Consider the following 26,248-nt stretch of genomic DNA (forward strand, 5'->3'; position numbering starts at 1 on the left):
TTCGCGTCACGGCCGGATTCCGGGGCGGAACTTGGGCACCCGCATACTCACTCTGGTCCCGGCGCCGGGCGCGGTATCCACCACCAGCCCGTAGTCGTTGCCGAAGGCGGCCCGCAATCGGTCGTCCACATTGGCCAGGCCGATATGCGCTCCCTCCGCGGCCGTGTCCAGTGTTCCGGACCGCAGCAGATCGGGATCCATACCGGCGCCGTCGTCCTCCACACTGAGTACACAGTCGGTCCCGGCGTCGAGGGCTTCGATGGTGACCGTGCCACCACCCGGCGTGGCCGCCAGCCCGTGACGGACGGCATTCTCCACCAGCGGTTGCAGGGCGAGGAAGGGCAGGGTGACGCCGAGCACCTCGGGGGCGATCCGCAACCGCACCTGCAGCGCCGGCCCGAACCGGGCGCGTTCGAGTTCGAGATAGCGCTCGATATTGCTGAGTTCGTCGGCCAGCACCGTGTACTCCCCGGCGTCGCGGAACGAATACCGGGTGAAGTCCGCGAAATCCAGGATGAGTTCCCGGGCCCGGTCCGGGTCGGTGCGGACGAACGAGGCGATGGTGTTCAGGGCGTTGTAGATGAAATGCGGGCTGATCTGGGCCCGCAGCGCGCGGACCTCGGCACGGTCGAGCCGGGCCCGGGAGGCGTCGAGTTCGGCGAGTTCCAGTTGGCCGCACGCATACCGGGCGACTTCGGCCAGCGCACCGAGCGCGCCGGGACCCGGCCGGCTGCCGGTGACCATGCCCAGCGCCCCCACGACGGTGCCGTTGTCACTGAGCAACGGCTGGGTGACCAGGGTGCGCCCCGGATGATCGGTCTCGGGCAGATGCGCCAGTACGGGCCGCTGCGCCGCGACGGCTCGCCGGGCCGTCCCGGTGAACTCGGCCGCCAGCGGCTCGTGCACGCCGTCCCAGGCGAGGAGCGCCCCCTCGGAATCGCTCACCCCGAGCCCCTCGGCCCCGACCAGGGCCCGCAGATGCGGGGCGGCCTCCTGCGCGGACTCCCGGGTGAGGCCCCGGCGCAGCGGCCGGGCCGCCAGGGAGGCGGTGTGCAGCGCCGTGTGCACCGCGCGTTCGGCGGGGGTGGTGACCATCCGCCGCGGCCGCGCCCAGACGAGCAGTGCCGCGGCGATCAGTACCGCCGCGCCGGACACGGTGAGCAAGGTCGCGGTCATCGCACTCCCTGTCCCGTCCCGGCCGTCGCGCCGCTGTACCGATCCGCCGATCCGCCGCGCGGCCTCGCCGGCGACCGACCCGGGCACATGCTACGAGCAGGCGCACCAGCGGCTCACGCGGCCCGGATCGCCGGTGTCCGCCGGCGGCTCGCCCGGCCCGGATCGCCGGTACGCACCGCGGCTCGGCCCTACCCGTCACGCCGGACACTGTCGTGACCCGGGCCGCCGGCCGATCGTTGCCGGTCCGGCTCGCCGACGGGGGCCGGTCATCGTCTCACGCTTCCCGCAGCAACCGCCATTGCCGCGGGAAACCTTCTCCGGAAGCGATGACCGGCCCGCGTCGGCGAGCCGAATTCGGAGGCCCGGCGTCGCGAGCGCGCCGGGTGGAAGGAGGTCGGGGGAGGGCCGCTCGGGGCCGCCCGGAACCGATTACGCCGAACGGGCCGGAGGCTGTCTGCGGGGGCCGGTGATCACCCCTGGTACTTCTGGACGACGAATTCCACGGACCCCGATTCGGGGGTGTGGGCCGCGCCGACGCTGACGGTCGCGGTGAAACGCCCGATCCCGGGACGGAACAGGGCCGAGCGGCCGTCGTTCATCCAGTATCCCGGGCCGGTCGCGTTCTGGGTGGCCGACCCGGTCTCGCCGGTGTCGAGATTGCGCCAGTTCAGGGTGATCGGCAGGGTGCACGACCCGATGCCGAACATGATGGTCGAGACGGTGAACGACGCGTGCTCCGGGTAGCCGGGACCGTTGACCGAGGTGTCGACCTGGGCGACGCACGGGCCGTCGGTGAGGGAGTAGATCGTCTGGAACGAGCCGCCGTCGGCCGCGGCGGGAGCGGCGGTGGCCGCCAGCGTCCCCAGCGCGAGTGCGGCTGCGGCGGGCAGCGCGAGCGTGGTCCTGCGTGCTGTCATCGTTCACCTCGCTGGTCGGTCGTGCGCGTGCGGGGTCGATCGGGGGCCGGGCGGAGATCCGCCGGATGTGACGCGGCACGACCCTACCAGTGACCGAGCGTGCCGGGGGCCGAATCGGTTTCCCGCGCCGGGACACCTGCGCCGACACGCCCGGGCCCCGCGGGCACGCCCATCCGGCGCCGAACCGGTCGGACGGTGCGCATAAACTCGCTACACCAACCCCCGCCGAGCCATTGGGAGGAAGGACAGATCTTGGCCGCCTCGTCCGGATTCGTTCATCTGCACAACCACACCGAGTACTCGATGCTCGACGGTGCCGCCAAGATCTCACCGTTGTTCGCCGAGGCCGACCGCCTCGGTATGACCGCGGTGGGGATGACCGACCACGGCAACATGTACGGCGCGGCCGAGTTCTTCCACTCGGCGAAGAAGGCCGGGATCAAGCCGATCATCGGGATCGAGGCCTATATCGCTCCCGGCTCCCGGTTCGACACCAAGCGTATCCAGTGGGGCGATCCCGGCCAGAAGAGCGACGATGTCTCCGGTTCCGGCGCCTACACCCATATGACCATGGTCGCCGAGAACGCGACCGGGCTGCGGAACCTGTTCAAACTGTCCTCGCTGGCAAGTATCGAGGGCCAGCTCGGTAAATGGGCCCGGATGGACGAGGAGCTCATCGCCGCCCACGCCGAGGGCATCATCGCCACCACCGGCTGCCCGTCCGGTGAGGTGCAGACCCGGCTGCGGCTGGGGCACGAGCGCGAAGCGCTGGAGGCCGCCGCCAAATGGCAGGAGATCTTCGGCCGCGACAATTTCTTCCTCGAGGTGATGGACCACGGTCTGTCCATCGAGAAGCGGGTCCGCCAGGGCCTGCTCGAGGTCGGCCGGGCCCTCGACATCCCACCGCTGGCCACCAACGACTGCCACTACGTCACCAAGGAGCAGTCGAGCAACCACGAGGCGCTGCTCTGCGTCCAGACCGGTAAGACCCTGTCGGACCCCACCCGGTTCAAATTCGACGGGGACGGATACTTCCTGAAATCCGCGGCCGAGATGCGTGCGCTGTGGGATGCCGAAGTGCCCGGCGCCTGCGACAACACCGTCTGGATCGGGGAGCGGGTCCAGTCCTACGCCGAGGTGTGGGAGCACCGCGACCGGATGCCGGTCTTCCCGGTGCCCGAGGGCGAGGACCAGTCCGGCTGGCTGCGCAAGGAGGTACACCGCGGCCTGGAACGGCGTTTCCCGGACGGGGTGCCGCGCGAGTACGTCGAACGTGCGGAATTCGAACTCGACGTAATCATCGAAATGGGTTTCCCGGCCTACTTCCTGGTGGTCGGCGACCTGATCAACCATGCCCGTGAGGTCGGTATCCGCGTCGGCCCGGGCCGTGGTTCGGCGGCCGGATCGCTGGTCGCCTACGCCATGGGCATCACCAATATCGACCCGATCCCGCACGGGCTGCTGTTCGAGCGCTTCCTCAATCCCGAACGCGTCTCGATGCCCGATATCGATATCGACTTCGACGATCGCCGCCGCGGTGAGATGGTGCGCTACGCCACCGACCGCTGGGGCAGCGACCGGGTGGCCCAGGTCATCACCTTCGGCACCATTAAAACCAAGGCCGCCATCAAGGATTCGGCGCGCGTCCAGTTCGGCCAGCCCGGGTTCGCCATCGCCGATCAGATCTCCAAGGCGCTGCCGCCGCCGATCATGGCCAAGGACATCCCGCTGTCGGGGATCATGGACCCCCAGCACGAGCGGTACAAGGAGGCCGCCGAGGTCCGCGAACTCATCGGCAGCAACCCCGATGTCGCCAAGATCTACGAGACCGCCCGTGGCCTCGAGGGCCTGATCCGTAACGCGGGCGTGCACGCCTGTGCGGTCATCATGTCCTCCGAACCGCTGATGGAGGCGATCCCGCTGTGGAAGCGGGCGCAGGACGGCGCCATCATCACCGGCTGGGACTATCCGTCGTGTGAGGCCATCGGCCTGTTGAAGATGGACTTCCTGGGCCTGCGCAACCTCACCGTCATCGGTGACGCGCTGGACAACATCAAATTTAATCGCGGTATCGACCTCGATATGGACAATCTGCCGCTCGACGATCCGGCCACCTACGAACTGCTCTCGCGCGGTGACACTCTCGGCGTCTTCCAGCTCGACGGCAGCGCCATGCGCGATCTGCTGCGCCGGATGCAACCCACCGGCTTCGAGGACATCGTCGCGGTGCTCGCGCTGTACCGCCCCGGTCCGATGGGCATGAACGCGCACAACGACTACGCCGATCGCAAGAACGGCCGGCAACAGGTCAAGCCGATCCACCCGGAACTGGAAGAACCCCTGAAGGAGATCCTCGCCGACACCTTCGGCCTGATCGTCTATCAGGAACAGATCATGCAGATCGCGCAGAAGGTCGCCGGGTATTCGCTCGGCCGAGCCGATATCCTGCGCCGCGCGATGGGTAAGAAGAAAGCCGAAGTACTCGAGGCCGAATTCGAGGGCTTCGAGGCCGGTATGCAGTCCAACGGCTTTTCCAAACCGGCGATCAAAGCACTGTGGGACACGATTCTCCCGTTCGCCGGATACGCGTTCAACAAATCGCATGCCGCGGGCTACGGGCTGGTCTCCTTCTGGACCGCCTACCTCAAGGCCAACTACAAGGCCGAATACATGGCGGGGCTGCTCACCTCGGTCGGTGACGACAAGGACAAGGCCGCGATCTATCTGTCGGACTGCCGCAAACTCGGTATCACCGTGCTGCCGCCGGATGTGAACGAATCGGAGACCAACTTCGCCTCGGTCGGCGCGGATATCCGGTTCGGGCTCGGCGCGGTGCGCAATGTCGGTCAGAACGTCGTGAACTCGATCATCAACGCCCGCACCGAGAAATCGAAGTTCACCGATTTCTCCGATTATCTGAACAAGATCGATACGGTGGCCTGCACCAAGAAGGTCACCGAATCGCTCATCAAGGCGGGGGCCTTCGATTCGCTGAACCATCCCCGCAAGGGGCTCATGCTGGTGCACTCGGACGCCATCGACGCGGTCATGTCGACCAAGAAGGCCGAGGCCATCGGCCAGTTCGACCTGTTCGGCGGAATGGACGACGACAGCGGCGAATCGGTGGCGTCGGTCTTCGATGTGAAGGTGCCCGACGAGGAGTGGGAGAGCAAACATCGCCTCGCGCTGGAGCGGGAGATGCTCGGACTCTACGTATCCGGTCACCCGCTCAACGGCGTCGACCACGTGCTCGCCGCCCAGGCCGATACCCAGATCCCGACCATTCTCGAGGGCGATATCAAGGACGGTACCCAGGTCACCGTCGGCGGCATCCTCGCCTCGGTGAATCGCCGGATCAACAAGAACGGTCTGGCATGGGCATCCTGCCAGCTCGAGGATCTCACCGGCGGTATCGAAGTACTGTTCTTCCCGCAGGCCTATTCCGTGTACGGCATGGATGTGGTGGAGGACGCGGTGGTCCTGGTGAAAGCCCGCGTCTCCATGCGGGACGACCGGATCTCGCTCATCGCCAACGATCTCGCCGTACCGGATCTGTCGGCGATCGGGGTGGCGAAACCGCTGGCCGTCACCATCTCCACCCGGATGTGCACCCCGGATAAGATCGGCGAGCTCAAGCGAGTGCTGTCCCGGCATCCGGGGACCTCGGATGTGCATGTCCGGCATGTGGGTGCGCGCGAGAAGACGACCCTGCTGAAACTGGACGACAGTTTGCGGGTGGAGCCGTCTTCGGCACTCATGGGTGATCTGAAGGCCCTGCTCGGGCCGGGCTGCCTGGCGAGCTGAGCGTCCGGGCGGGTAGGTGGTTATTGTGCCGCCTGCTCGACGCCGGTGGCGTTGTTGTGGTGTCGGGTCCCCGGCACACCGGACGTGCTCGACGAAGCGTCGTCGGCTGACCGGTGAAAACCTCGGCGGCTCGGCCCGATCCGCTATCCTGGGGCAGAGCTAGGGAGGTTTCGCTCATGCCCATCAGGTTCCGTAAACGCCAGTCCTTCGGACCGTTGAAGTTGAATTACACCCAGTCGGGGCTGTCCTCGTGGAGTATCAAGATCGGCCCGTGGTCGTGGAACTCCCGCACGAAGAAGAACAGCGTCGATCTACCGGGGCCGCTGAGCTGGCGTCAGCGCTGAGCACACCGGTGCGGCCGGATTCCGGTCACCGGAGCGCGGACCCGGTTCGATCACCACACCGCCCCGCTGCCAGGCCTGGTAGATAGTGGCCTTGTTCGGATTGCCCTCGGCATGGAAACCGATGCCGTGTCGCCGCCGTTGGTCCGGTGTGAAGACCGCAACCACACCATGAACGACACCGGCGCGCGCAGAATCCCTTCCGCGGCTTGGCCGTCGATCGGATGTGCCTCGCGATCGTCGTACTCGTCCTCGACCTGATAGGGGGCCATAAATACTTCTCCCAGCGCGACAGCCGAGCCGTCGCTGGGACCGAAAACACTGCGCCTGACCTGGTCTCGACACCGGCCGGATCGCTCGCCGGGTCCCGGTCACGACTGTCCAGCCGGCCTTGGCCACCACTGTCGCACTCACCGCCCGGGCAGGCTGCAAGTCGCCTGACCAGTTGCCAGAACGACCACTACGGAGCCCGGGAAACTCGGTAGCGAACCCGCTGCACGGGCCACCCGAACAAATCAGGTCGGCACGCTCCCCGTAAAAGCTCGAGTTCAGTTCTATGACGTCAATTCCCTGGTCAAGTCGATCAGGAACTCCGATGCCGCACGAACATCATGGTCGGAAAGATCGAGTTTCGGTTCTTCGCCGACATTATTGACCTGGTCCGAATTGAGGTTCAGCGTTCCCTGCCAGCCGTCCGCTGTGGTGACGATCCGAACCGAACCATCGGACTGGTTCACCCACACCTTCTCGTCGTACCCATTTTGAGCAATGTAGTTCGGGTCGCCCTTGACCAACGCGGGTTCCGACTCGTTCGGTAGCGTTGCCCGAAGCCGCGTTTCACCCACGCCCACCACGGAGGCCTTTGTCAGCGTACACGTCGCTCCCCGGCCGATTTCGGCATCGGGATCGTCGGATCCGTATTCGATAGCCAAATCGTCTATTCCGAGGTCGTTTTCGAAGAAGGTGAGCGTTCTGTCGCACTGGTCTCGAATTGTATGGCTGGATTCGGTCGGTGCAGTGTTATGGCTGCTGTCCGCTCCGCAGGCAGGAACGAACGCAATGGAGACGATTGCTGCAGCCGCGACATTCGAGCGCCACGCGACCCCACTCATTGTGTCACCCTATCTGTCTTGACCGACCATTTGTTCGTGCCGTCCAATACGGTTGCGTCATCGAACTTGGAATTATCATCGACGGCCATCGGCGGCCATTTATTATCGGGTAGTCCGTCGATATCCGAACTGGCCTGCGCGATCTTGTTCCCATTGATGATGCTGTTCTGTGCCGACGAGGCGATACTTCCTACCGCCTGGGCGATTGCATTGTAGGCGTTTCCGATTGCTGCGACGATATCACCGGTTTGGGCCGCGGCGACCGGGCCGGTCGCCGCGGCCGCAACTATCTCGCCGATGCTGGAGATCAACGAGAGAATCGCTTCGACTATTTCCCGATAGAGTTCCAGTGTTTTTACCGCGACATCCTCCAGGGAGGTTGCAATCGTTTCGCACGAGGCCGGAAGCGCCTGCTGTCCACACGGTTTCGCCTGCCGAATACGAGAATTTTCGTATGCCTCGGCGGCAATTCCGGTCCAATGGGCATTGAGTTTGGTCTCATCGATCTGAGTACCGGCGTTGGTGATCGCGCTCGCGACATCCCGCCATGCATTGGCGTAATTTATGAACGTGATGGGTACCGCTATACCCTTGATCAGTTCCGCCAGTTCGGTGCCGGCGTCCTCGATATATTTCAGTACCTTGTCCCGCTCGTCCCAGAGTCGGTCGACGACGGCTTCGGCGCCCCCGCCTCCCACGAGCCCGAAAAATCCCCAACCGGTGACGCGAACGGCCAGAACGATATTCCCGAATGCGTCATTGACTCTATCCGGCTGGTCTTTGAGCTCTTCCGCCTTCGTTCTAATTTGTTCGATATTGGTGGTCAGGTCTGTTCTGGTCTGTGGATTCGTATCTTCCGCCATGCTGTCTCCCCCCTAGTAGAGATTACTGAGTGCATGCGCGTTCTGCGCATCCTCGGCTTCGTAGGTATCTGCCACCTGGCGGAGTGTCGTAGCAATTTCATTGCACACTGAAATTCCCTCTTTCATTCGTTCGGCGAAGAAATCGGGAACGTCCTTGTATTTTTCGTATGCCAGAACGAATACGCCCGCTTCGAGCTGTTCGAATTTTGCGCCCGCGGTGGCGACTCGCGCTGTTTCCAAGGCAGCAGCGGCCTCGCCCCAATTGTTGGCAGCGGTGCGGACTGCGCCTACGGCAACGGTAATGGCTTGCTGTGACGGTGTGGCCATGATCTAGACCCTCAAACCTTCTATGAGACTGTCGCGATGGCGAGAATGATGAAATTCGAGATCCTCGTCCGAATATCTCGAGTAATCGCCACGAACCGGAAAACTCGGCCGGAGCTCGCGAACCCGATCCGCGAGAGACAGGAATTCGTCGACCAGGTCCATCGGATGGGCTTTTTGTGCCCATTCCGGCCGTACGTATATCGATTTCAGCTGAAAACAGTCCGCTGCGATCGAGATGGCAGGTGCGCCGTCGATCAGCGCTCGACCGTGCACATCGAAGATGCCTCGCGTGAGTATGCGCCGCTGGGCTTCGCGATATTCCGACCAGCTCGATGTGTCGAGGAGGAGCATCAGAACCGTGCGACGGTCGGGAACCGGGCAAGCGTGGCGGAATTCGCCGGTCACCAGTTTGCCCAGACAGGCTTCGACCGACTTCTTGTATGCGCGCATCAACTCGTCGCCTGTATCGCCGGGGTCCACGTGGCGGTGCCACTGCGAGCTGAGTCGCAACTGTATCGGTAGCAGACCTCGATCGACTTCGACTGTCGCGAACGAATAGCCCGGCGCGGCTTGCGTATCTTCCGCAGTGAACGAATCCGAATGCGTCCAGGTAGGAGCCGAGGATTCGCGATCCGGTCCCGTTCCGGGGGTGGGATATTCAGCGGGTTGGGGAACGGGATGTGTGATCGGTGTCGGGTGCGAGCTGTTTGCATCCCCTTGCATCGGGGTCAGTGGATCCTCGTCCCAGAACTCGTCCGGGTCGTCGTAGTGATTGAAAAATCCGCCGTTATAGCCCGGTGGTGACATACTGCCGAGTCCTGCCTCTGCGTGCTTTACTCTTCGAATGCGACTACGGTTATCGGCTACGCAAAAGCACTGACGTCCCCCTTTTTTCGATACGAAGCAACTCCCCGCTGTTCCGCAGATCAGCTTCTCCGGCGCCCGCACGTTTGTCAACCCTGCGTACGTACTCACCCAGCCGTGGCATCGTCGGGCACCGCAGAGCACCGGGGGCCCGTGATGATGGCTCGGCCGACCGGGCGTTCACGCCAGGTGCGGTCGCCCGATACGCGGCCGGTTCCGTGTCATCGCACCGGCCGCAGTTCGATGACGACACCACCCTGCTGCCAGGTCTGGTAGATGTCGGCCTTGTTGGGATTGCCCTCGGCATCGAAACCGATGCCGTTGTAGCCGGCATTGGTCCGGTTGTCCCGGGCGATGATCTCGAACAGTCGCAGCACGTCCTCGGCCGTGGTGTGCACGACCGGGTCGAACTGTTCGGGCCGGCCGCCGCGGGTGAGGGTGAGGGGGGTGCCGGTCGCCAGGTTCCGCACCCATGGTCGCCGGGATGTGCCGATCAGGAGTGTCTGTCCGTGGGCGGTGTAGGCGACCGGGATATCGTAGGCGCGACCGGATTTCCGGCCTACCACATGCAGCGTCGCCAGCCGTTTGCCGACCACGCCGGACAGTCCTGGTAGCCGTAGCAGTGTGCGGACCACTCGGTTGGTCAGGCCCTGGGCCCGGCCGATGGGCCGCGGTCCGCTGGTGGTCGGGGTGCCGTAGGGGTTCGCCGCCGGGGGATCCTCGCTCATGGGTTCAGTATTGTCGCGTCACAGCACCTGGTCGAGAAACCTGCGCAGTCGCGGTGTTCCGGCATTGTCGAAAAGTTGGTCCGGGCTGCCCGACTCCACCACCACACCGCCGTCCATGAACACCACATGGTCGGAGACGCTGCGGGCGAACCCCATCTCGTGCGTCACCACGACCATCGACATACCGCCCGCGGCCAGCTCCGACATCAGCGCGAGCACACCCTTGACCAGTTCCGGGTCCAGCGCGGAGGTGGCCTCGTCGAAGAACATGATGTCCGGTTTCATGGCCAGCGCCCGGGCGATCGCCACCCGCTGTTGCTGACCACCGGAGAGGTTGGCGGGCCGGGAGTCGGCCTTGCCGGTGAGCCCCACGACCTCGAGCTGTTCCAGCGCCAGGGTGCGGGCCTCGTCCTTGGACAGGCCGCGCAGCTTGCGCGGTCCCAGCGCGATATTGTCGGCCACCGTCCGGTGCGGGAAGAGATTGAACTGCTGGAAGACCATTCCGATGCGCTGCCGCAGGCGGTCGGGGTTCTCGGTGAGCACCGACTCGCCGTCGATCAGGATGTCCCCGGCCTCGGGTTCGTGCAGGCGATTGAGGACGCGCAGCAGGGTGGATTTCCCGGAACCGGACGGCCCGATCACCGTGGTGGTCTTCCCCGCGTCGACGTGGATGTCCACCCCGCGCAGAATCTGATTACCGCCCAGCCGTAGGTGGAGTCCGGTGCCGGTCAGTGAGGCGCTCATCGGTTACCCCCGGCCTTCGGTGATGGCGGACTGCTCGACCGGGTCGATCGGCTGATCGGGCCGGCCGGTGCGCATCCGCCGGTCGATGTAGTTCACCAGATGGGTGAGTGGGATGGTCAGCAGCAGATAGACCAGGCCGGCGGCCACCAGCGGTGACAGGTTGCCGGTCTGGGCGTTGAGGTCACGGCCGACCGCGAACAGTTCACGCTGGGTGGCCAGCAGCCCCAGGAAGTAGATCAGCGACGAATCCTTGATCAACGCGATGAACTGGTTCATCAGCGCGGGCAGCACTCGGCGGACCCCCTGGGGGATCACCACCAGCGTCATCGCCTGCCGGTAGCCGAAGCCGATCGCCCGGGCGGCCTCGAGCTGCCCCGGCTCCACCGATTGGATACCGGAGCGGAAGATCTCGCCGATATAGGCCGAGGCGAGCAGGGCCAGCGCCACCGCGCCGAGCCAGTAGGGATTGTTGCCGGTGAGGCCGCTGACCACCGGCCCGACCCCCAGTCCGATGAGCAGGATGATGACCACCGCGGGCAGGCCGCGGAAGATATCGGTGTACACCCGGGCCGGCCAGCGCAACCAGCGGGTCCGCGAGATTCCGGCCACCGCGAGCAGCATGCCGATCAGGGTGCCCAGCACGCCGGAGACCAGCGCGAGGATCAGCGTGTTGGGCAGGCCGGTCTTGAACAGGTCCGGGAGAGCCTGCCGGTAGAGCGACCAGTCGAAGAAGGTGTCGCGGAGCTGTTCCAGCGTCGATTTCGGCGCCTGCGCGGTCTGCTGCTGCGGGCCCTGTTCGGCGACGAGGGCGGCGAAATCGGGCAGTTGCGGGGCCGGTGCGGCCTTCGAGCCGGGTTTCCAGCCGGGGGGTAGCTCCCGCGGCACCCAGTCGCTGTAGAGCCGGGCGTAGGTGCCGTCGGCGATCACCGCGTCCAACCCGGAGTTGAGCGCGTCGATCAGTGGCTTGTTCTCCTTGGCGACCGCCCAGGCGACGAAATTGTCCAGACTGAACGAGTTGTCCACGACCGAGGTCGCATCACCCGGCGCGATCGCGCCCTGGGCCTGCGCCGAGGGGGCGACCCACGCGTCCACCTGGCCGGTTTTCACATTCGCGTACGCGGTGTTGTAGTCGGGGAATTTCACCGGGTCCAGGCCGAGTTCGTTGACGACGTATTCGTCCTGGACCGTGCCCTGCACCACCGCGACGCGGGAACCGGGCCCGAGATCGGCGAACCCGTGCACCGCGCTGCCATCCTTGACCACCAGCGAGAAGTAGCCGAAGTCGTAGCCGTTGGTGAAACCGACCATCTCACGCCGGGCGTCGGTGGTGGTGATGTTGGACGACCCGACATCGAACCGCTTGCCCGCGACCTGGGCCAGCAGGCCGGCGAACTCGGTGCCGGAGAACTCGACCCGCAGCCCGATCTTCGCGGCCACTGCCCGCAGCAGTTCGTTGTCGAAACCGGTGAACGCGCCGGCGGAGTTCACACAGATACTGGGCGGCGCGTCGGAGAGGGTACCGACGCTTAGCACACCTGGCCGGATCAGACCCAGCCGGGAGACGTCCACCGCGGCCGGCGGTTCGGTCGATTCGGTGGTGAAACGATCCTCTTTGCCCGCACCCGGTGCGGTGAGGTTCGCCGGGGCCGCGGTAGCCGCCTCCGGTCCGGGCGGCGCGCACAGGTCGCGGGCGGCGCCGTCACCGCCGCCGCTGCCGCACGCGGTCGCCAGCAGGGCGACGGCGACCAGCAGAACGGCGAGCAGCGCGCGGGCGCGCGGAACGGGCAGACCAGGCATGATCGACCACCCTAGCGTCCGCCCCGACCCGGTCCGGGCACCCGGGTCGGGTGTGGCCGCGGCACCGCGGCCACCGGTTCACCCGGCCGCGAAGAACCGGCGGGGTACCTCGACGAGCATCGTCTGCAGCTGCCGCTCCTCGATCCCGCGATCGAGCACATAGGGGAAGACGTCGTCGAACAGGTGGGTGTAGTGCCACTGCGGCAGGACCGCCGCCCGCATGGCCGGTTCCATCCAGTCGATATAGCAGCTGGCGTCCTGCGAGAGCACCATGCGTTCGGCGTAGCCGCGGCGCACCATCTCGATGAGGGTATCCGCGCGCGCCTCGAAGGTGGTCTCGAGATTGATCCCGAATCGGTCCATGCCCAGGACGAATCCGGAGTCCGCGAGTGCGGTCAGATAGTCCAGATCCGTGGTGTCACCGCTGTGGCCCAGGACGATCCGGGTCGGATCGACGCCTTCCTCGGCGCACATGACGCGCTTGACCTCGAAACCGGACCCCGATTCGGGGTGGGTGTGCACGGTGATCGGCACCCCGGTCTCGTGGTGGGCCCGGGCCACCGCCCGCATCACCCGTTCGACACCGGGCGTCAGTCCCTCCGCGTCGATCGCGCATTTGAGCATGCCCGCCCGGACGCCGGTCCCGGCGATACCGTCCCGGATATCGCCGACGAACATATCGACCATCGGATCGGGAACATGGGTGCCGACCAGCGGATCGAGCGCCGGTCCGCGGTAGTGGAAGAAGAACGGCACATCGTTGTAGGTGTAGAGGCCGGTGGCCACGATCAACTGCAGCGGGACCCGCTGCGCGATCTGCGCGATCCGCGGAATGTAGCGGCCCAGGCCCACCACCGTCGGGTCCACGATCGTGCGTACCCCGGCGTCGTAGGCGATGGTCAGCTGCCGGACCGCGTCCTCGACCCGCTCGTCCTCCGAACCCCACTCCTGCGAATAATTCTGCTGCACATCGGAGCTGAGCACGAAGACGTGCTCGTGCATGAGGGTGACACCGAGATCGGCGGTGTCCACGGCACCGCGGACGGTTTGGATCGAGGGCACGGAGACTCCTGGAAAAGGGCAGCGCGCAGCGCGACGACGCCGGCGCGACGGATGGGATGGGGTCCGCGACACCCCCCGGGGCGGGCGCGGCCAACCGGTTGCCGGCGAGCCAACTACTCAGGTGGACGCCGGTTTCCGGGGATAACTGAACCTTACGGCGAGGCTGTGGGGTGGACCATATTCCGGCCGCATGAAAGCTCGGCCGGCATTTGTGCGCTCAGCACATGCCCGCGGCGCGCTCGGCGAAATGTCCGTCGTGCGCGGCGCATTGCGTCCGCCGGGTGCCGGCCGGAATCGGTGCCGTGGGTCAGTTCTGTCCCGGCTCCGGTCGCAATACCGCGGCGCCGAGTAGGTGGGTGGCCTGCAGGGCCAGCCGCGGGTACAGGTCCGCGCCGGGTGCGTCGGTGCTCACGCCGATGAGGTTCAGCGCCTGCCGGACGCGGTACTGGACCGTATTGCGATGGACGGCCAGTCGGGTGGCGGCCGCCGCGTAACTGCGGTTCACGGCGAGGAATACGCGCAATGTCTCCCGCAGCCAGAGATTGCGTTCGTTGTCCACCGCCAGTTCGCCGAGTTCGTCGGCGACGAATTCGCGCAGCGTATCGATATCGCTCGCCAGCAGCGCGACCGCCGACACGTCGGGATAGGACAGGACGCGGGCGCCGTGCTCTCCACCCAGCAGCGCGAGCCGGCGTACCCGGTCGGCCTGACCCGCGGTGCGCCGGAAGCCGGTGACCCCGCTGCCGTAACCGCCGAAGGCCACCCGCACCGGCAGGGCCCGGTCGGAGAGCAACTGTTCGATCGCGGCACTGTCGACGGGTGTCTCGGGCGGGAGGGCGAACCACATCCGGGCCTCGTGTTCGTCCACCGGCACAAGCAGGTTGCCGTGCGCCCGATCGAACACGGTGGTCAGTGCCGTGCGGAGGTGGTCGAAAACCTCCACGGCGGTGGCGGGGTCGATATGCGGGTCGGTCCAGGCGTCGATCGCGAGGTGCCCGCGGGTGAGCGGATAGTGCAGTACCTGCTCCGCGGCCTCGGTATCGGTGGTGGTGCCGTTGAGCAGCCGGGTCACCCACTGCTGCCGTAGCCCGCCCCGGTTTCCGACCCACCGATCACGTTCCCGTTCGTAGGCGACACCGACCTGCTCGCACACCCGATCGATGTACACCGAGGTGCGGTTGACGATATGGACGATCGCCGACGTGGTCACCGGGCCGCCGCCGCCGAATTCGATCGCGTAGCGCATCCCGGTGTCCAGGAAGCCGGCCTGACCGATCCGGTACGCCCGGATCAACGCCGACGCCGGCACATCGCGCTGGGCGAGGATCCGGGCGTACACCAGGGCCCGCTCCGGCGCTCGGACATCGTCTTCGGCGGCCTCGTTCTGCAGGAACTGCAGGACTTCCATCAAGTTGTCGGTCGTCCCGTCCTCCATCAGTTCACGCAGCCGGGGGTCCTGATCAAGCGCCGGCACCTGCGCGCGCATCATCTGCGACAACTCGTCGACGAATTGGTCGCGGTCCCGGAGGAATGTCTGCGCCACCAGACCGACCACCTCTTCGGTGCTGTGCGCCGCCTGTCGTTGCTCCACAGTGGTAATGATCGCGCGGCCCACCGGCCGGGTGACCGGGCGGGCGGTCGTCCCCGGCCGCGTCGGCCCGGCCGGCGCCGAACCGGTGTCCCGACCGGCGCGGACGGTTAGAGTCGGCGGACAGGCGGACGGCCGGTGTCCCGGACCGCCCGCGGCAGTGTTGGGCAGGACCGACGGGGTGCGGGGCAGCTGTTATGAAGATTTCCGCCGGTGCGCCCGGATGGTACGACGCGTGCTCTCCGGCGGAACGCGCCGCCACGGTCGCGCTGGCCGCCACCCGCCGGAAGTGGTCGGTGCTGTGGTCGGCGGCGGCCGCGACCGGTGTCGTCCTCGCCTGCTATCCGGCGGCGGCCGGGCTGCTGCCGCTGCCCGGGCCGGAACCCGCCGCCCCGCCCGGGGCGCTGTCGTTCGCGATCGGCGCACTCCTGCTCGATCTCGCGGTCCTGGTGGTCAACAGTGTGGCCTGGGGGCGGGTGGAGCGCGTGTTCTCCGGGGTGGCGCCGGACGAGGTGGTGCGCCCGTTCCGCTGGGTGCGCTGGCTGCCCACCTCGCTGGTCTCGCTGCTGGGGACCGTCGCGATGCTCGTGGTCGGGGTGTATCCGCTCGCGCTATACGGCGAGACGGGCCTGCGGGGGCTGTCGGCCGCCGATTGGGCGAGCGCCGGCGTGGCGGTGCTGTGTGTGCTGTGCGGTCTGTCGACCCTGTGGCTGAAGGTGATCCTGCGACCGGTCCGGACCGGGCCGTAACGGTGCGGATCGCCGCGACGCCCGGCCGGATGCTCAGTTCAGCGGACTGCGTCGCTCCAGCAGTACCGCGTCGCGCCAGCGGCCTTCGGAGCGGCCGCTACGCTCCCGGATACCGACGGTGCGGAAGCCCGCCGCGTGATACAGCGAGATCCCGGCCCGGTCCTCCGGGAACGCGGTGGTCTGCAGGGCGCGCAGGCCCGCGTCCTCGGCGGCCGTGACCTGGCGGCGGAGCAGGGCGGTGCCGACACCGCGACCCTCGAGTTCGTCGGCGACCATGACGCAACTGTCGGCGACGTCCCGATAGAACGCGTGGCCCGAGACCGGGGTGAGGGCCGCCCACCCGGCGATCCGGCCGTCGGCTTCGGCGACCCAGCGGTGCCCGGGCAGCCACTGGCGGTCCAGGGCCTCCCGGTCGGGTGCGTCGGCGGCGCCGACAGCGGGATAGGCCGCCCCCCGGGCGGCGTGGATGGCGCGCACGGCTTCCCAGTCCGCGTCGGTCAACGCCCGGACGGTGATATCGCCCGGCGGCTCGTCCGGGCAGGATGGCCGGGGGGTGAGCAGGCCCATCACCGCGTCGGCGGTATGTGGCAGTTCGGTGCAGCGGTGTGGATCGACGGTGACGAGGGTGGCAGTGCCCTCTTTGTGTACTGTCACGAACCCGGCGTCGGTGAGCTTGCGGACATGGTGGGAGACGGTCGGCTGTCCGATACCGAGTGCTTCGGCGATTTCGCCGATGTGGATGCCGGCGGGGCTCGTGGCGACCTGGTGCAGTAACCGGACCCGGGTCGGGTCGGCCAGGCAGGAAAACCAGCCTGCGTAGATGGCCGCGTCGGCGACCGGGAGCGCGTCACCGCGCACCTGGTCCCGCACGACCGGCGGTGCCAAGGAGGTCATGGGGGCCACTATATCGACGGAAGATATTCCACCCGAGAAAGTCGACTTTCCACCGTTTATCCAGTGTCGTCGATATTTCCGGGGGCCGGTATCGCCGGTAACCGCGATTCCTTTCGGGCGCGATTGCCGGTGACCGGCGTGCGGATATCGAAAGATACTGTCGACCGGGGGATTCCGCGCGAAAGTGTTTCCGCCACCGGTACGGCCCGGCGTGAGAGCAGAGCGCGGGTGGACGGATGCGGCGCGTATTCCACGCCGGAGCGCGAGCATGAATTCTTTACCGATCTGTTTCCTGTTGTGGATGGAATTGACGCCGGGTCCGGGAAAGTGTCCGCATCGAATTTTCCGGGCAGTAGCTGTCCCGGAAGATTACATTCGGGTGTCCGCGCGACACCTGGGTGTCGGGCGCTTCCGGTGGCCGATCTCGGCGGGTCCGGCAGCATACCCGGCCGTATACCGTCCCGGACGGACATTGCCGGAAACCTCGGATGACCTTACTGTGTAAGGATGAGCAGCGTCGCTTATTCCGGCACCGCCGGAGCAGAATTTCGGCGGCTGACGTCCGCATTCACCCGGGTCTACGGTGGCAGGAAGGGCGTAGGTGCGGCGCTGGCGGTGTATCGGCACGGGGAACCGGTTCTCGATATCTGGACAGGGGAGTCCGCGCCGGGACGGCCCTGGACCCGCGACACCGGTGCGGTGGTGTTCTCGGCGACCAAGGGCATCTCGGCCACGGTTGTGCATCGGCTCGCCGATCGCGGTCTCATCGACTACGACGCCCCGGTCTGTGAGTACTGGCCCGCGTTCGGTTGTAACAACAAGGACAAGATCACCGTCCGGCAGGTGCTCACCCATTCGGCCGGTCTGTCCGGTGTCGGCGCGCTGGCGGCGCAGGGCGCCGAACTGCTCGACCACGAACTCATGGCCGAACGCCTGGCCGCCGCCACCCCGGACCGGCTGCTCGGCGTGCCCGCCTACCACGCGATGACCTTCGGCTGGCTGCTCGCCGGACTGGCTCGGGAGGTCACCGGCGTCAGTATGAAGGAACTGTTCCAGCGCGAGGTCGCGCTCCCACTGGGCACCGACGGTGTGCATCTGGGCCGCCCGGCCGCGGGTTCGGTCACCGTGGCGGCCGAGAGCTTCGGCGCGGGCTTCTCCTTCGCCGGCACGCCGCGCGGTTCCCGGCTGGTCACCCTGCTGCAGAGCATTCCCGGCGCGCTCGGCGTCAGCAGCCGCTCCCTGTTCATCCCCGGCGCCGAGGCCATCCTGTCCGGCCCGAACCCGCCGGTGCTGGACAGCGAGATGCCGGCCGCCAACGGTGTGTGCAGCGCCAACGGCCTGGCCGCGGTGTACGAACCGCTGGCCTGCAACGGGCTCGCCGGTGGCCGGCGGTACCTGTCCGGCGCCACCGTGCAGGCCATCCGCCGGATCGAACGGTTCCGGCCCGATACCGGGTTGTTCCTCTATATGGGACCGCTGTGGCATCTCGGGTACCACGCCATGCCCACCCTCGGCGCACCCCGCGGGTTCGGCCATATCGGCCTGGGCGGCTCGTTCGGCTGGGCGGATCCGGACAGCGGTATCTCGCTCGGTTTCGTGCACAACCGGCTGGCGATGGAAACGCTGGCCGTGGACCAGTCCGCGTTCGCCTGGCTGCTGCCCCTGGTCATGTCCGGGGCCCGCTCGGCCGCCCGGATCGGCCGCGGCGCACCCCGGGAGGCCGCGGCCTGATCACTCAGGTCAGATAGCGGTAGGCCGGGGAACCCGGTTCGAGCCGCTCACACTGGATCGGGGAATGGGCGATCCGGTCCAGCAGCGGTTGCAGGCCGGTGCGTTCGCCCAGTTCGACACCGACCAGCGCGGCCCCGGTTTCCCGGTTGTTGCGTTTGACGTATTCGAACAGGGTGATGTCGTCGTCGGGACCCAGTACTTCGTCGAGGAACCGGCGCAGCGCTCCGGGTTCCTGCGGGAAGTCCACCAGGAAATAGTGCTTGAGCCCCTGGTGGACCAGGGAACGTTCGATGACCTCGCCGTATCGGGATACATCGTTGTTCCCGCCCGAGACCACACAGACCACGGTGGACCCGGGCTCCGGGGGTGATTCCAGCAGCCCGGTGATCGCCAGCGCACCCGCGGGCTCGGCGATGATCCCCTCGCTCTGGTACAGGTCCAGCATGGCGGTGCAGACGGCTCCCTCGTCCACCCGCAGCAACCGGAAGGAGCCGGCGCCGCCGGGGGGTTCGGTCGAGATGAGCAAGGGCAGGGAGCCGTGCGAGACCACCCGCCCGCCGAAACCGGCCACCGCGTCGTAGGGCACCCGGCCGATCCGGCGGACCGCGGCGCCGTCGACGAACGGGTCGACCTCGGGCAGGGTGACCGGCCCGCCCGCGACCAGCGCCGCGGTCATCGAGGCGGCCCCGGCGGGCTCGACCGCGAGGATCGCCGTCTGCGGGGCTCGTTCCCGCAGATAGGTGCCGATACCGGCGAGGCACCCGCCGCCACCGACGGGGACCACCACCAGATCCGGCGCGGTCCCGAGCTGATCGAGGATTTCGGCGGCGATGGTGCCCTGACCGGCGGCGGTCCGGGTGTCGTCGAACGGCGGCACCATGGTGGCGCCGGTGCGCCGGACATCGTCGGCGGCCGCGGCGGCCGCGGCGTCGAAGGTTTCGCCGACGGCGATCAGTTCGACGAATTCGCCGCCGTGGACCCGGATCCGGTCGCGCTTCTGTCTGGGCGTGGTGGTGGGGACGTAGATGCGGCCGGTGATGCCCATGGCCCGGCAGGCGAACGCCACACCCTGGGCGTGGTTACCGGCGCTCGCCGCGACCACACCCGCCGCGCGCTCGGTGTCGCTGAGCTGGACCACCAGGTTGTATGCGCCGCGCAGCTTGTAGGAGCGCACGACGGTGAGATCCTCGCGTTTGAGGTACACCTGGGCGCCGGTGAGCTGCGACAGGCGCGGGCATAGTTGTAGGGGAGTGGGCTCGATAATGTCGGCGATGCGTTTGGCTGCGGCGTCGATCTCGTCCGCGGTCAACGCGGGACGGGCTTCTGGCAGGTGAGTGAGCACATCGGACACCCGGTCCATGCTGCCACCCACCGCGGCCGTAGCGCGCGGCGGGTGGCCGTGTCCTGCACTTTCGTTCATCTGGGCAGCGTGGTCCCGGACTGCCGGAATAACGCCCGGACCGGTGTCGTCAGCGCGGGGTGAGCACGAAGACCGGGATCTGGCGATCGGTCTTGAGCTGATAGTCGGCGTAGGGCGGGTACGCGGCGACGGCCCGCGTCCACCAGAGTGCCTTCTCCTCGCCGAACACCTCGCGGGCGGTGTAGTCCTTGGTGACGGTGCCGTCCTGCAGCTCGACATGGGGTTCGGCGACCACATTGTGGTACCAGACCGGATGCTTCGGCGCGCCGCCCAGCGAGGCGACGATCGCGTATTCGCCGCCGTGTTCGACCCGCATGAGCGCGGTCTTGCGCAGTTTGCCGCTCTTGTTGCCGACGGTCGTCAGCACCACCACCGGCATGCCCTGCATGGTGGTGCCCTCGGTACCGCCGGAGTTCTCGATCTTCTCGGCCTGCTCGCGGGCCCAGTCGGATGTGGACGGTGCGTATTCTCCAGTCAATGGCATATCCCGGGAAACGTCCCGGACGGGGCCGCTTGTTCCCGGGGCGGTCCGACCTGGCCGGACAGGGCTTGCGCAGTGGCCCGGCCCACCGAGCCGGCGGCCGCGCGAGGTTTCGCGCCGGACGGCGGAGTATGTGGGCGGGAAAACAAAAGTTCGATGGACCGAACACCAGCTCCACGGGTAGCCTGAACATATGACCGCATCCCCGCTCACCGCCGTCCGCGGTCCGGCGGCTGTCGATATCGCGGGGTCGCGCTGGCCGGTGTACAAGCTGGAGGCGCTGGTCTTGGGACTGCTGGTGTTCCTGGTGGCAGCGGTTGTCCTGGGGTCGGTTCAGACCGGGGTGTTGCTGGGGGCGGCCGTGGGCGTGCTGCTGTGGTCCGCCGGGTGGTGGCGCTCGGCGCGCCGTTAGCCGCCGCTTCCGTGCGCCACGCCGGGGGCGACGAGCCCCGCGCGGTTCCGCTCCGTACTAGTCTGGGCCGAGTTGAACACACGTCCACTTGGCTCCGGGTCGGATATCCGGATCCCCGAGGTACACGCGAGCCGATTCATGACCGATCGAGTACATGCCTTCACCGACGACGCGCTGGGCGAACACGATGCGGTGGCGCTCGCCGCCCTGGTCCGCGCCGGTGCGACGAGTCCGGAGGAACTGGCCCGCGCGGCTTCGGCCCGGGCCGAAGCGGTGAATCCGCGGTTGAACGCGATCGCCTATCGATGCCCGGAGCCGCGACCGGCCACGGCCGGAGACGGTGTGTGGTACGGGGTTCCGGCCTTCGTGAAGGACAATGCGGATGTGGCCGGGCTGCCGAGCTGTTACGGCAGCGCGGCGATCACGGCGCATCCCGCCGGTAGGCACGGCCGGTTCACCGCACAACTACTGAGCACCGGGGTGACAGTCCTGGGCAAGACCACCATGCCCGAATTCGGTTTCACCTCCACCACCGAGTTCGAGCACGGCGACCCGACCCGCAACCCGTGGGACACCGGGTACACCGTCGGCGGTTCCTCGGGCGGATCGGCCGCCCTGGTGGCGGCGGGTGTGGTGCCGGTGGCGCACGGTAACGACGGGGGCGGATCGCTGCGCATCCCGGCGGCCTGCGCGGGTCTGGTCTCGCTGAAACCCAGCCGGTTCCGGCACCTGGACAACGCCCAGGCGCGGCAGTTGCCGATCAAACTCGTCTCCGAGGGTGTGCTGTCCCGGTCGGTCCGTGATCAGGCCGCCTACCACGCGGCCGCCGAAGCCTATTGGCGCAATCCGAAACTGCCGCCCATAGGCACCGTCGAGGGACCCGCCACGCGGAAACTGCGGATCGGTCTGCTGACCACGGCGTGCAACGGTCTGGAACCCGACGCCGAGACCCTGGCCGCCGTGACCGAGACCGCCCGGATCCTGGAGAGCGCGGGACACACTATCGAGCCGATACCCTCACCGGTCTCGGCGGAGCTCGTCGCCGATTTCCTGCAGTACTGGGGATTCCTCGCACAGATGTCGGGCGTCACCGGGAAACTGAGTCACGGCCGCTCCTTCGATTCCGCCCGGCTGGAGACCTTCACCAAGGGGCTGGCCGCCGCCTTCCGCCGGCGGCTGTTCGCCACCCCGGGTGCGCTGTACCGGCTGAACCGGGCCCGCGCCGACTACGACGCGGTACTCACCCGCTACGACGCCGTCCTCTCGCCGGTACTCACCCACACCACGCCCGAGATCGGATACCTGAATCCGGGAGTGCCGTTCGCCGAATCGATCGAGCGGGTCACGAACTTCGTCGGCTATACACCGATCAACAATGTCACCGGGTCGCCGTCCCTTGCCGTTCCGGCCGGTCTCACCGCGGCCGGACTGCCGGTCGGGGTCATGCTCAGCGGTCCCTACGGTGGCGAACGCACGCTGCTGGAACTGGGTTTCCTGCTGGAAGCGCAGGCGCCGTTCCCGCGGATCGCCGCCGCGGCGACCGGATCCTGACGGCGGCGCGCTCAGCGGACCAGCAGTGCGACCGGAAGGCGGGCGAACAGTTTTTCCGTGCGGGCGCGGTTCTGGAATGTATGTCCGGTGAGACGGTCGGTCCAGGACCCGCCCGAGAGTTCGAGATAGGTATCGCCCCAGCCGGTCTCCCCGATCGCGACACTGTGCCGGGTGACGGCCACGATGATCTCCGGGTCGGCGCCGACCCGGCCCCGGGCGTAGGCGACGAGTTTGTCGGCGTGCTCACCGTGCCCGAACACCGGGGTGTAGGTACCGCCGACGAAACATTCCGGGCGTTCCCGCCGCAACCACAGCGCGTAGGCGACCAGCCACATCTTGGCGGCGCCCGTGATGTCCAGCGGCGGCGTCGTGGTGAGGGTGTGCAGCATTCCGCCCCGGGACCCGAAATCGACCGGGCGGCGATTGTCGGGGTCGACCAGCGAGTCCTCCCAGACCTCACACCCCTGGTAGATGTCGGGGATCCCCGGCGCGCACAGCTGCAGCAATTTCTGGGCCAGTGAATCCGACCATGCGTGCGGGGCCAGATCGTGGGCGAGATCGGTGAGCTGGCGGCCGACCGGCCCGTCGATCACCTGGTCGAGCCAGGCGTGCACCGCGTTCTCGAACTCGGTATCGGGTTCCTCCCAGGAGGTGTGCTCCCCGGACTCGCGCATCGCCTTCTCGGCGAATCGGTGTACCCGGTCGCGCAGACCCGGTACCGAGGGTGCCGGACGCCCGTCGGCCGGCCACATACCGAACATGTTCTGTAGCAGGAACAGTGCGGTGGCGCCGTCGGGCGGGGGGAGCTTCTCGAGCCACAGGGTGACCGCACGGGCCCACATGCGGGGGACCTGGGAGAGCACCCCGATCCGGGCCCGCACATCTTCGCCGCGTTTGGTGTCGTGGGTGGACAGGGTGGTCATCGACGTGGGCCAGCGGCGGGCGCGCGAGGCGTTGGCGAGATGGAATTCATTGACGCTGCGGCCGAAACGCGCCGGATTGCCGCCGATCTCCTGTAGTGCCACCAGCCGTACCGCACGGTAGAAGAGAATGTCCTCCACGGCTTTCGCGCCGATCGCGGTGCTCACCTGATGGAACCGGGTGAACGCGGTACCGCCGGCGATCAGCGCGCTCACCAGGACCGCCAGCGGCGCCCGTAGTTCAGCGTTGCGTTTCTCCACCTCGGCGATCACCGCGCTGATCATCCCGTACAGCGGGGTGTAGTCGGCCCGGGCGACGGGCAGGAAGGACAGCACCTCGATGGTGGCATTGGTGAGCGCCATGGTGTCGAAATCGTCGGCGCCCGCGTCGGCTTTGATCGCGGCGACCAGGCGGCGCATCTCGGGCGCCAGGATGCTCTCCGCGACCGCGCGCTTGATGCGGTGCTCCTTCTCGCCGACCCACACCCGATCGCTGCCGTGCCCGGTGATGTGGCGGGACAACTCGGTGAGGATCTGTTCCCCGGCCGGTTCGAGCAGTACCCCGCCGAAATCGGCGATGCCGTCGTAGCCGGTGGTCCCGTCGATCGGCAGGGTGGGGTCGAGGGGTTCCCGGTTGGCGAGGGTCTTCTCCACCAGCAGCAGTCGGGTGGGCCCGATCAGCTGCCGTAGGCGCTGGAGGTATCCGGCCGGGTTGGCGAGGCCGTCGAGATGATCGACCCGGACACCGTCGATCAGATCGTGTTCACACCAGGCCGCGAGTTCGCGATGGGTGGCCTCGAACACCGCCGGATCCTCCTGGCGCAGCGCCGCCAGCCCGCTGATCGAGAGGAACCGGCGATATCCGCAGATCCCGGATTTCCAGCTCACCAACCGGTAGTGCTGTTTGTCGTGGATCCGCAGTGCGTTGTCGCCGTCGGTGCCGGGCGCGATGGGGAAACGGAGTTCGTGCAGCGCGAGCAGCGGTTCGGGGCCGGACCGGTCGACGGTGAGGGCGGCTGGATCGTTCGCGCCGCGCAGGACCGGTAGCGCCAGCCGGCCGCCCACACCGTTGCCCGGACTCCAGTCGATATCGAAGAACGACGCGAACTGGGATTTACGACCGTATTGCAGCACATGCCACCACCACAGGTTCTGCTGCGGATCGGCGACCCCCACATGGTTGGGCACCAGGTCCATGATCAGGCCCATCCCGCGGTTGTGTACCTCGTCGGCGAGTGCCTTGAGTCCGAGCGGGCCGCCCAGCGGGGCGGAGACGGTGGTGGGGTCGGTGACATCGTAGCCGTGGGTGGAGCCGCGCGCGGCCGTCATCACCGGGGAGAGGTAGATATGCGAGACACCCAGTTGCTGGAGGTATTCCGCGATGGCGGCGGCCTGGGTGAAGGTGAGTCCGTCCGGGCGCAGCTGAAGCCGGTAGGTGCTGCGGACCGGAGTGGCGCGCGGGTTGCGGCGGAAGCTCGGCGGGTCTGCGGGCATACAGTTCTCGGTCGGGGTCCTGAGGAGCGCGGCGGGTGGAAAGGCGCCGGAGCCGGCCGGCGCGGGGATGCTGGGACTGGCCGGAATCAGCGTGGATGCTCGGCGTCGCCCGATGGCCGGGTGCCACGCGGATACACCACGGGCGGTGTCACTTCCTCGATCAGCGAGTCGGACGCGTCCATGGACATGACACTAGCGCCATTTCGGCGCGCGGATGCCGGGGGTCACTGGCCGATTGCTCAGGTCCGGTCGGCCGGGCCCGTCCAGCGGCGTGCGTAACCGGTTCGCCGGGCGATTGCGGCGAGGCTTCCCAGGATCGCGCGCTGCAGCCAGGCCGGGATTCCGGCGAGGTAGCCGTCCTGTAGTTCCCACAACAGGGCGAGTGCCAGCGGATTGCGTGGTACGCCGGAGCGAGTGGTCGCCCCCGCCCGGTCAAGGGCGCTCCACAGCGCGAACATCTCCAGATGCCGCAGCGGTGGGCGGATCTCGTGGTCGAGCACCGTATCGGGTGTGACGCTATGGAATTCGTGGACGGTGCGGGCCGCCGCGCGCACCGTCTCGCCGGGGCCGGCCGTGATGTCGCGGCCGTCGACGCGGAACCCGAGCGCGCCGCGCCGTACCGTCCAGCTCTCGCCGATCACCGGGTGCCAGTGCGGACCCGCCTGTCGGCCGGGGGTGGGTAGTTCGTGGCGCAGCCGCAGATAGGGGCCGTGCGCGTCGGTGCCCTCGTCGACCACGGTGATGCGGTGACCGTTGCGGAAGGAGTAGACCCGATCTGGCATCCCCCTATTAGAAAGGTTACCTTCTTAATATGTCAACGACCCCGTCGCTGCTGAAACTGCTCACGCTGGCCACCCGGGCCGTCGAAGCGGAACTGAACGACGAACTGCGTACGCGGCTGGCCGCGGAATTGCGTCCCGCGCACTACGCGGTGTTCCGGTATCTGGATCCGGCGGGCTCGCGAGTGGGGGAATTGGCGGCGGCCGCCGGGATGACCCAGCAATCGATGGGGGAACTGGTGGGTCAGCTGGAGCGGGCGGGGCTGGTGCGCCGGCAGGTCGATCCACAGGACCGGCGGGCCCGGCGGGTGGTGTGTACCGAGGCCGGACTCGTGGCGCTCGAACTGGCGGGGGAGCGCATCGCGCGAATCGAGGATCGGATACGGGCGGAGGTGGGGGCGGATGGGGCGGTGGAGTTGCGGCGGCTGCTGAGCCGGGTGGTGGCGGTGCTGGACGGGGCCGGCTGACGCGACCGGGGTGCCGGCGGATGTGCC

Annotated in this window: 23 protein-coding genes; 7 read left to right on the plus strand and 16 right to left on the minus strand. The window is 67.5% G+C overall.

The window, feature by feature from the left end; all coding sequences use genetic code 11:
• Window positions 1-6 precede the first annotated feature (6 nt).
• Window positions 7-1,176 (minus strand): sensor histidine kinase, encoded by a 1,170-nt coding sequence (locus IG75_RS0125880; RefSeq protein WP_030523817.1) that lies wholly within the window; start codon window positions 1,174-1,176, stop codon window positions 7-9.
• 470 nt (window positions 1,177-1,646) lie between these two features.
• Window positions 1,647-2,093 (minus strand): hypothetical protein, encoded by a 447-nt coding sequence (locus IG75_RS0125885; protein ID WP_030523816.1) that lies wholly within the window; start codon window positions 2,091-2,093, stop codon window positions 1,647-1,649.
• 252 nt (window positions 2,094-2,345) lie between these two features.
• Here IG75_RS0125885 and dnaE point away from each other — a divergent pair, with 252 nt between their 5' ends.
• Together dnaE and IG75_RS38510 are read left to right on the plus strand one after the other, a co-directional pair.
• Complete coding sequence (gene dnaE / locus IG75_RS0125890; RefSeq protein ID WP_030523815.1) at window positions 2,346-5,897, plus strand: DNA polymerase III subunit alpha; 3,552 nt, start codon at window positions 2,346-2,348, stop codon at window positions 5,895-5,897.
• A gap of 176 nt (window positions 5,898-6,073) precedes the next feature.
• Window positions 6,074-6,241, plus strand: a complete 168-nt coding sequence (locus IG75_RS38510; RefSeq protein ID WP_081877120.1) for a DUF4236 domain-containing protein — start codon at window positions 6,074-6,076, stop codon at window positions 6,239-6,241.
• Between the two features lie 551 nt (window positions 6,242-6,792).
• Here IG75_RS38510 and IG75_RS0125900 read toward each other — a convergent pair.
• The 9 genes from IG75_RS0125900 to IG75_RS0125940 form a co-directional block, all read right to left on the minus strand.
• Complete coding sequence (locus tag IG75_RS0125900; RefSeq protein WP_156059144.1) at window positions 6,793-7,350, minus strand: hypothetical protein; 558 nt, start codon at window positions 7,348-7,350, stop codon at window positions 6,793-6,795.
• The gene (locus IG75_RS0125905) at window positions 7,347-8,213 is read right to left on the minus strand and encodes a hypothetical protein (RefSeq protein ID WP_156059142.1); all 867 of its coding nucleotides are present in this window, start codon (window positions 8,211-8,213) and stop codon (window positions 7,347-7,349) included. The genes IG75_RS0125900 and IG75_RS0125905 overlap by 4 nt, the downstream gene beginning before the upstream one ends.
• A gap of 12 nt (window positions 8,214-8,225) precedes the next feature.
• Entirely contained in the window at window positions 8,226-8,540 is a 315-nt protein-coding gene (locus tag IG75_RS36625; RefSeq protein ID WP_081877119.1) for a type VII secretion target, read from the minus strand.
• 3 nt (window positions 8,541-8,543) lie between these two features.
• Entirely contained in the window at window positions 8,544-9,347 is an 804-nt protein-coding gene (locus IG75_RS0125915; RefSeq protein WP_030523811.1) for a hypothetical protein, read from the minus strand.
• Between the two features lie 278 nt (window positions 9,348-9,625).
• A complete protein-coding gene (locus tag IG75_RS0125920) occupies window positions 9,626-10,132 on the minus strand; it encodes a PNPOx family protein (RefSeq protein ID WP_210436846.1) in 507 nt (168 codons plus the stop codon).
• Window positions 10,133-10,150: 18 nt separating this feature from the next.
• A complete protein-coding gene (locus IG75_RS0125925) occupies window positions 10,151-10,876 on the minus strand; it encodes an amino acid ABC transporter ATP-binding protein (protein ID WP_030523809.1) in 726 nt (241 codons plus the stop codon).
• A gap of 3 nt (window positions 10,877-10,879) precedes the next feature.
• Window positions 10,880-12,673 carry an ABC transporter substrate-binding protein/permease gene (locus IG75_RS0125930; RefSeq protein WP_030523808.1) on the minus strand — a complete coding sequence of 598 codons (1,794 nt, stop codon included), beginning with the start codon at window positions 12,671-12,673 and terminating at the stop codon, window positions 10,880-10,882.
• A gap of 78 nt (window positions 12,674-12,751) precedes the next feature.
• A complete protein-coding gene (locus IG75_RS0125935) occupies window positions 12,752-13,735 on the minus strand; it encodes a phosphotriesterase family protein (RefSeq protein WP_030523807.1) in 984 nt (327 codons plus the stop codon).
• Between the two features lie 307 nt (window positions 13,736-14,042).
• Window positions 14,043-15,326 carry a PucR family transcriptional regulator gene (locus tag IG75_RS0125940; RefSeq protein WP_051714918.1) on the minus strand — a complete coding sequence of 428 codons (1,284 nt, stop codon included), beginning with the start codon at window positions 15,324-15,326 and terminating at the stop codon, window positions 14,043-14,045.
• A gap of 194 nt (window positions 15,327-15,520) precedes the next feature.
• Here IG75_RS0125940 and IG75_RS0125945 point away from each other — a divergent pair, with 194 nt between their 5' ends.
• On the plus strand, window positions 15,521-16,072 hold the full coding sequence (locus IG75_RS0125945) for a hypothetical protein (RefSeq protein WP_030523805.1): 552 nt from the start codon (window positions 15,521-15,523) through the stop codon (window positions 16,070-16,072).
• A 33-nt stretch (window positions 16,073-16,105) separates the two neighbouring features.
• Here the strand turns inward: IG75_RS0125945 and IG75_RS0125950 are convergent, their stop codons facing one another.
• The gene (locus IG75_RS0125950) at window positions 16,106-16,966 is read right to left on the minus strand and encodes a helix-turn-helix domain-containing GNAT family N-acetyltransferase (RefSeq protein WP_030523804.1); all 861 of its coding nucleotides are present in this window, start codon (window positions 16,964-16,966) and stop codon (window positions 16,106-16,108) included.
• A gap of 507 nt (window positions 16,967-17,473) precedes the next feature.
• Between IG75_RS0125950 and IG75_RS0125960 the strand changes: the two genes are divergently transcribed.
• A complete protein-coding gene (locus IG75_RS0125960; RefSeq protein ID WP_051714919.1) occupies window positions 17,474-18,697 on the plus strand; it encodes a serine hydrolase domain-containing protein in 1,224 nt (407 codons plus the stop codon).
• A 4-nt stretch (window positions 18,698-18,701) separates the two neighbouring features.
• Here IG75_RS0125960 and ilvA read toward each other — a convergent pair whose 3' ends face one another.
• Window positions 18,702-20,057, minus strand: coding sequence for a threonine ammonia-lyase IlvA (gene ilvA / locus IG75_RS0125965; protein ID WP_030523801.1), 1,356 nt, complete (start codon window positions 20,055-20,057; stop codon window positions 18,702-18,704).
• A gap of 109 nt (window positions 20,058-20,166) precedes the next feature.
• The gene (locus IG75_RS0125970) at window positions 20,167-20,601 is read right to left on the minus strand and encodes a nitroreductase family deazaflavin-dependent oxidoreductase (protein ID WP_030523800.1); all 435 of its coding nucleotides are present in this window, start codon (window positions 20,599-20,601) and stop codon (window positions 20,167-20,169) included.
• A 190-nt stretch (window positions 20,602-20,791) separates the two neighbouring features.
• Here IG75_RS0125970 and IG75_RS0125975 point away from each other — a divergent pair, with 190 nt between their 5' ends.
• Window positions 20,792-21,010, plus strand: coding sequence for a hypothetical protein (locus IG75_RS0125975; protein WP_030523799.1), 219 nt, complete (start codon window positions 20,792-20,794; stop codon window positions 21,008-21,010).
• A 138-nt stretch (window positions 21,011-21,148) separates the two neighbouring features.
• Entirely contained in the window at window positions 21,149-22,561 is a 1,413-nt protein-coding gene (locus tag IG75_RS0125980) for an amidase (RefSeq protein ID WP_030523798.1), read from the plus strand.
• 11 nt (window positions 22,562-22,572) lie between these two features.
• On the opposite strand, the gene treY is transcribed toward IG75_RS0125980, so the two are convergent.
• Window positions 22,573-24,975: a malto-oligosyltrehalose synthase gene (treY, locus tag IG75_RS0125985; RefSeq protein ID WP_051714920.1), complete on the minus strand. Its 2,403-nt coding sequence runs from the start codon at window positions 24,973-24,975 to the stop codon at window positions 22,573-22,575.
• A 239-nt stretch (window positions 24,976-25,214) separates the two neighbouring features.
• Window positions 25,215-25,757 (minus strand): cupin domain-containing protein, encoded by a 543-nt coding sequence (locus IG75_RS0125995; RefSeq protein WP_030523796.1) that lies wholly within the window; start codon window positions 25,755-25,757, stop codon window positions 25,215-25,217.
• A gap of 29 nt (window positions 25,758-25,786) precedes the next feature.
• On the opposite strand from IG75_RS0125995, the gene IG75_RS0126000 reads away from it, so the two are divergent.
• Window positions 25,787-26,221: a MarR family winged helix-turn-helix transcriptional regulator gene (locus IG75_RS0126000; RefSeq protein WP_030523795.1), complete on the plus strand. Its 435-nt coding sequence runs from the start codon at window positions 25,787-25,789 to the stop codon at window positions 26,219-26,221.
• Window positions 26,222-26,248 lie beyond the last annotated feature (27 nt).

Source organism: Nocardia rhamnosiphila NBRC 108938, assembly GCF_000720425.1.
Classification (GTDB): domain Bacteria; phylum Actinomycetota; class Actinomycetes; order Mycobacteriales; family Mycobacteriaceae; genus Nocardia; species Nocardia rhamnosiphila.

What these genes read in the sequence shown, in the direction of transcription:
- IG75_RS0125880 (WP_030523817.1), bottom strand. Translation starts at nt 1,176, where the DNA reads ATGACCGCGACCTTGCTCACCGTGTCCGGCGCGGCGGTACTGATCGCC.
- IG75_RS0125885 (WP_030523816.1), bottom strand. Translation starts at nt 2,093, where the DNA reads ATGACAGCACGCAGGACCACGCTCGCGCTGCCCGCCGCAGCCGCACTC.
- IG75_RS38510 (WP_081877120.1), top strand. Translation starts at nt 6,074, where the DNA reads ATGCCCATCAGGTTCCGTAAACGCCAGTCCTTCGGACCGTTGAAGTTG.
- IG75_RS0125900 (WP_156059144.1), bottom strand. Translation starts at nt 7,350, where the DNA reads ATGAGTGGGGTCGCGTGGCGCTCGAATGTCGCGGCTGCAGCAATCGTC.
- IG75_RS0125905 (WP_156059142.1), bottom strand. Translation starts at nt 8,213, where the DNA reads ATGGCGGAAGATACGAATCCACAGACCAGAACAGACCTGACCACCAAT.
- IG75_RS36625 (WP_081877119.1), bottom strand. Translation starts at nt 8,540, where the DNA reads ATGGCCACACCGTCACAGCAAGCCATTACCGTTGCCGTAGGCGCAGTC.
- IG75_RS0125915 (WP_030523811.1), bottom strand. Translation starts at nt 9,347, where the DNA reads ATGTCACCACCGGGCTATAACGGCGGATTTTTCAATCACTACGACGAC.
- IG75_RS0125920 (WP_210436846.1), bottom strand. Translation starts at nt 10,132, where the DNA reads ATGAGCGAGGATCCCCCGGCGGCGAACCCCTACGGCACCCCGACCACC.
- IG75_RS0125925 (WP_030523809.1), bottom strand. Translation starts at nt 10,876, where the DNA reads ATGAGCGCCTCACTGACCGGCACCGGACTCCACCTACGGCTGGGCGGT.
- IG75_RS0125930 (WP_030523808.1), bottom strand. Translation starts at nt 12,673, where the DNA reads ATGCCTGGTCTGCCCGTTCCGCGCGCCCGCGCGCTGCTCGCCGTTCTG.
- IG75_RS0125945 (WP_030523805.1), top strand. Translation starts at nt 15,521, where the DNA reads ATGAAGATTTCCGCCGGTGCGCCCGGATGGTACGACGCGTGCTCTCCG.
- IG75_RS0125950 (WP_030523804.1), bottom strand. Translation starts at nt 16,966, where the DNA reads ATGACCTCCTTGGCACCGCCGGTCGTGCGGGACCAGGTGCGCGGTGAC.
- IG75_RS0125960 (WP_051714919.1), top strand. Translation starts at nt 17,474, where the DNA reads ATGAGCAGCGTCGCTTATTCCGGCACCGCCGGAGCAGAATTTCGGCGG.
- ilvA (WP_030523801.1), bottom strand. Translation starts at nt 20,057, where the DNA reads ATGGACCGGGTGTCCGATGTGCTCACTCACCTGCCAGAAGCCCGTCCC.
- IG75_RS0125970 (WP_030523800.1), bottom strand. Translation starts at nt 20,601, where the DNA reads ATGCCATTGACTGGAGAATACGCACCGTCCACATCCGACTGGGCCCGC.
- IG75_RS0125975 (WP_030523799.1), top strand. Translation starts at nt 20,792, where the DNA reads ATGACCGCATCCCCGCTCACCGCCGTCCGCGGTCCGGCGGCTGTCGAT.
- IG75_RS0125980 (WP_030523798.1), top strand. Translation starts at nt 21,149, where the DNA reads ATGACCGATCGAGTACATGCCTTCACCGACGACGCGCTGGGCGAACAC.
- treY (WP_051714920.1), bottom strand. Translation starts at nt 24,975, where the DNA reads ATGCCCGCAGACCCGCCGAGCTTCCGCCGCAACCCGCGCGCCACTCCG.
- IG75_RS0125995 (WP_030523796.1), bottom strand. Translation starts at nt 25,757, where the DNA reads ATGCCAGATCGGGTCTACTCCTTCCGCAACGGTCACCGCATCACCGTG.
- IG75_RS0126000 (WP_030523795.1), top strand. Translation starts at nt 25,787, where the DNA reads ATGTCAACGACCCCGTCGCTGCTGAAACTGCTCACGCTGGCCACCCGG.